Source organism: Dietzia sp. DQ12-76, assembly GCF_014145045.1.
Taxonomy (GTDB): Bacteria; Actinomycetota; Actinomycetes; order Mycobacteriales; family Mycobacteriaceae; genus Dietzia.
The window spans coordinates 1-4109 of the sequence record NZ_JAALDV010000308.1 but is presented as its reverse complement, the minus strand read 5'-3'; the positions used below and the strand labels follow the sequence as shown (position 1 = coordinate 4109).

The 4109-nt window shown below is 71.0% G+C and carries 5 protein-coding genes; all 5 read right to left on the bottom strand.

Annotation, left to right across the window (positions count from 1 at the left end; translation table 11 throughout):
* The coding region (locus G6019_RS11020) for an HAD-IC family P-type ATPase (protein ID WP_375539759.1) at positions 1-999 on the bottom strand (999 nt) is incomplete at its 3' end.
* On the bottom strand, positions 996-2696 hold the full coding sequence (kdpA, locus tag G6019_RS11015; RefSeq protein WP_182627587.1) for a potassium-transporting ATPase subunit KdpA: 1701 nt from the start codon (positions 2694-2696) through the stop codon (positions 996-998). The genes G6019_RS11020 and kdpA, both read right to left, overlap by 4 nt.
* Complete coding sequence (kdpF, locus tag G6019_RS11010) at positions 2693-2794, bottom strand: K(+)-transporting ATPase subunit F (RefSeq protein ID WP_107757248.1); 102 nt, start codon at positions 2792-2794, stop codon at positions 2693-2695. The genes kdpA and kdpF overlap by 4 nt, the downstream gene beginning before the upstream one ends.
* Positions 2791-2961: a hypothetical protein gene (locus G6019_RS11005; protein ID WP_182613666.1), complete on the bottom strand. Its 171-nt coding sequence runs from the start codon at positions 2959-2961 to the stop codon at positions 2791-2793. The genes kdpF and G6019_RS11005 overlap by 4 nt, the downstream gene beginning before the upstream one ends.
* Before the next feature lie 566 nt (positions 2962-3527).
* On the bottom strand, positions 3528-4109 hold a 582-nt coding region (locus G6019_RS11000), incomplete at its 5' end, for an alpha/beta hydrolase (RefSeq protein WP_182627584.1).

Here is a 4109-nt window from a genome sequence, read left to right as displayed (position 1 = left end):
CGGGGTCTCGTCGGCCAGGCTCGAGGCCCGCGCGGCCTCGGCGAGCTCCGCCGTCGACGCACCGGCCGCCGGGTCCAGGGACGTGGCCTGGCGAGCGCCGAACGTGATGGTGCCGGTCTTGTCGAGCAACAGGGTGTCGATGTCGCCGGCGGCCTCGACCGCCCGGCCCGACGTCGCCAGGACGTTGTGCTGGACCAGGCGGTCCATGCCCGCGATGCCGATGGCCGACAGCAGGGCGCCGATGGTGGTGGGGATGAGGCACACCAGCAGGGCGATGAGCCGGATCGGATCGATCTCGGCGCCCGAGTAGGCGGCCACCGGGCCGAGCGCGAGAACCGCGACCAGGAACACGATCGTGAGCATCGCCAGGAGGATGTTGAGCGCGATCTCGTTGGGGGTCTTCGTGCGCTCGGCGCCCTCGACCAGCGCGATCATCCGGTCGACGAACGACTCGCCCGGCGCGGTGGAGATGCGCACGACGATCCGGTCGGAGAGCACCACGGTCCCGCCGGTGACGGCACTGCGGTCGCCGCCGGACTCCCGCACCACGGGCGCGGACTCCCCGGTGATCGCCGACTCGTCGACGGTGGCGATGCCCTCGACCACGTCGCCGTCCCCGGGGATGGTCTCGCCCGCCAGAACCTCCACCAGGTCACCGACGGCCAGCTCCGTCGACGGGACGGTCTGGGTCTCGTGGGGGCCGCGTCGGACCCTGGCGGTGGTCTCCGTGGTGACCTTGCGCAGGCTGTCGGCCTGCGCCTTGCCGCGTCCCTCGGCGACCGACTCGGCCATGCCGGCGAACAGGACGGTGGCCCATAGCCAGGCCGCGGTGGACCAGCTGAACACGGTGGGGTGCAGCAGCGCGAGGACCGTGGTGAGCAACGACCCCACCCACACCACAAAGAGGACGGGGTTGCGGGCCTGGTGCCGTGGATCGAGCTTGCGCAGCGCACCGGGGGCGGCCGCGGCGAGGTGCCGGGAATCGAGCAGGGCGGTCACTGGAGTGCCTCCGCGATAGGTCCGAGGGCGAGCGTGGGCACGAAGGTCAGCGCCGCCACCAGGAGGATGACGCCGAGCAGCAGGCCGCCGAAGAGCGGTCCGTGCGTCGGCAGGGTGCCGGGGCCGGGGTCGCTGCGCTTCTGTGCGGCGAGCGAGCCGGCCATGGCCAGGACGAGGATGATCGGCAGGAACCGGCCGAAGATCATGCACACCCCGAGGGCGGCCTGGAACCAGTGGTCGGTCACCGTGAGGCCGCCGAACGCCGAACCGTTGTTGTTGGCCGCCGAGGAGAAGGCGTAGAGGTACTCGCTGAGTCCGTGCGCCGAGTTGGGCGAACCGGGGGGCCCGCTGTTGCTCTGGGCCTCGACCGCGGACGGCATCACGGCCGTGATCGCGACGCCGGTGAGGACGAGCGCGGGCATGACCAGCAGCGACAGGCTGGCGCAGGTGATCTCCCGGCGGCCGATCTTCTTGCCCACGAACTCCGGGGTCCGGCCGACCAACAGCCCGCCCACGAACACCGCGAGCACGGCCAGGACCAGGATCCCGTAGAGACCGGTCCCGACTCCACCGGGGGCGATCTCGCCGAGCAGCATGTTGAGGATCAACGCCCCACCGCCGAGGGCCGAATAGCTGTCGTGGGCCGAGTTGACCGCCCCGGTGGACGTGCCCGTGGTGGACACCGCGAACAGCACCGAGGCCGGGATCCCGTGGCGGACCTCCTTGCCCTCCATCTGCATTCCGGCGGCCTGCGCGGCCACGCCGACGGCGTGGTACTCGGCCCACGTGACCACGGCGAGCATGCCGCCCCACAGGGTGGCCATGACGCCGAGGATCATCAGCCCGTGCCGACGGCTGCCCGCTCCCGACTCGGCGAGCATGGTGCCGAACGTCCGGGTCAGCGCCACCGGGATCAGCAACAGCGCGAGGATCGACAGCAGGTTGGCGATCGGGGTGGGGTTCTCGAACGGGTGCGCCGAGTTGGCCCCGAGCACGCCGCCGCCGTTGGTGCCGAGCAGCTTGAGCGCCTCCTGGGAGGCGACCGGCGCCGTGGAGATCTGCTGTGCGGTGCCGTCGAGCGCCGTCACCGCCACGCCGCCGGAGAACGACTGGATCATGCCCTGGGTGAGGAACAGCGCGGCGAAGATCAGGCCGAGGGGGAGCAACACCCGGGTGACCGCCCGGGTCAGGTCCACCCAGAAATTGCCGATCACGCCGCTGCGGACCCGGCAGAACCCTCGCACCACCGCGATGGCCACGGCGATACCGACGGCCGCGGAGACGGCGTTCTGCACCGTCAGCCCGATCACCTGGGTGAGGTTGGTGAGCGTCTCCTCGGGCGTGTACGACTGCCAGTTGGTGTTGGTGACAAAGGAGACGGCGGTGTTGAACGCCATGGCCGGTTCGACCGCGTCCTGGTGGGCACCGAGCGGCGGCAGCCAGTGCTGGACGCGCTGGATCGCGTACAGGGCCAGCATGCTGACCGCGGAGAACGCCAGCACCCCCAGGGCGTAGACGCGCCAGGACTGCTCGCGGCGCGGGTCCACACGGGCGAGCCGGTAGAGGAGCCGTTCGACCCCGAGGTCACGGTCGCTGGCGAACACCCGGGCCATGTAGTCGCCGAGCGGGATGTACAGCGCGGCCAGCAGCCCGAGCAGGCAGGCCACCTGGAGGCCCGCTGCGAGCGCCGGGCTCATGAGAACCGCTCGGGGTCGACGAGCGCCACCAGGAGATAGACCACCAGACTCGCCGCCACGACCAGCAGGATCACGGTGGTGACGCCGGCGAGGGTCATCGCCCGGCCTCCGAGGTGTCGCGTGACGCCGGGTCAGGCGCCGGGAGGCCGGTCGCCGGGAGGCCGGGGGAGGTGGCGGACTCGTCGGACCGGGAGAGCCGGTTGACGAGGAGCACGCAGCCGGCCAGGCAGGCCAGCATGAGCGCGAGGTAGGCGATATCGAGCATCGCGGGCACGGTCACTTTCGATCGGGGATCAGCGCGGCGGTGGCCTGCACTGCACCGAGAAGCCTGCGTCCCCCGCGACCGTGCGGGAAGTGGCATTTACGGACTCTTGATGCCCCGGGCGGGGATCTTTACCCGTCCCTGACGGGGCGATCTGCGGCCCGTCCCTGACGGGGCGATCCGCGGACGCGCCGGCGCTCGCGCGGCTGCCCGTGCCGACGCCGCTGCGGCAACTCTCGCGCGGCGTGTTCTCTCGCCGAGTGGTCACATCTGGCCGGTTCCCGGGACAACCACCTGGGGAAACGCGATCAGGTGTGACCACACGGCGGCACCTCTACTCGCGATCGGAGTCGATCGATGCTCTCGCCTTGATGATCAAGACGGTCATTCCACAGCCCAGGGACGTGAGCAGTACAGCTGCCGCCGTCGCTACACCTCCGTTACCCAAGTAGATTCCCGCGATCACGAACGACAACGCAACGAGAGTGCGGACACCCCGCGACGACAGCGCTTCCAGCGTCTCTGCGATGTACTTTCCCACCGGCCCGGGCCTCGTCGGCGACGTGGCGTTACCCCGCCGCGGGCATCGGCGGGGCCGGGGCATGGGTCACGCCGGTGTGGCCGGTGCGCAGGTACTCGACCACGGCGTCGTCGACGATCGTGTTCCCCTTGGCCACCTGCCCGTGATCGCCGCCCTCGACCGTGAGCACGTGCGCTCCCATGCGCTCGGCCAGCGCCAGCGCCCCGTGATAGGGCGTCTGCGGATCCCCCAGCGAGTTGATGAGCAGCGGTGCCGTGGCCAGGCCCGCGTTGTGGACCGCGACGGGCGTGGTGACCGGAGCGGCGCCGGCACAGGCGGCCCCGGAACTGTAGGTCAGGCCGATGGCATCGAAGATGTCCCCGGTCACGAACTGCGTCCACAGGAACCCGGGGTAGTCGAGCGGCCGCGGGGCAATGCTGTTCTCATTGCACAGGACGGCGGACTGCATGTTGAGTGCAACCACAGCCTCCTCTGGGAGCTCCGGCATCTGCGGGTCCTGCGGCCCGACGGGCGTGCCGTCACGCAGGGCCTCCGCGATCACCGGCCACCCCGAGCTCTGCGGCGCCAGTCCGCGGGTCGCGCCGAGCATCGGCGACAGCGCCTGCACCGC

What these genes read in the sequence shown, in the direction of transcription:
- kdpA (WP_182627587.1), bottom strand. Translation starts at nt 2,696, where the DNA reads ATGAGCCCGGCGCTCGCAGCGGGCCTCCAGGTGGCCTGCCTGCTCGGG.
- kdpF (WP_107757248.1), bottom strand. Translation starts at nt 2,794, where the DNA reads ATGACCCTCGCCGGCGTCACCACCGTGATCCTGCTGGTCGTGGCGGCG.
- G6019_RS11005 (WP_182613666.1), bottom strand. Translation starts at nt 2,961, where the DNA reads ATGCTCGATATCGCCTACCTCGCGCTCATGCTGGCCTGCCTGGCCGGC.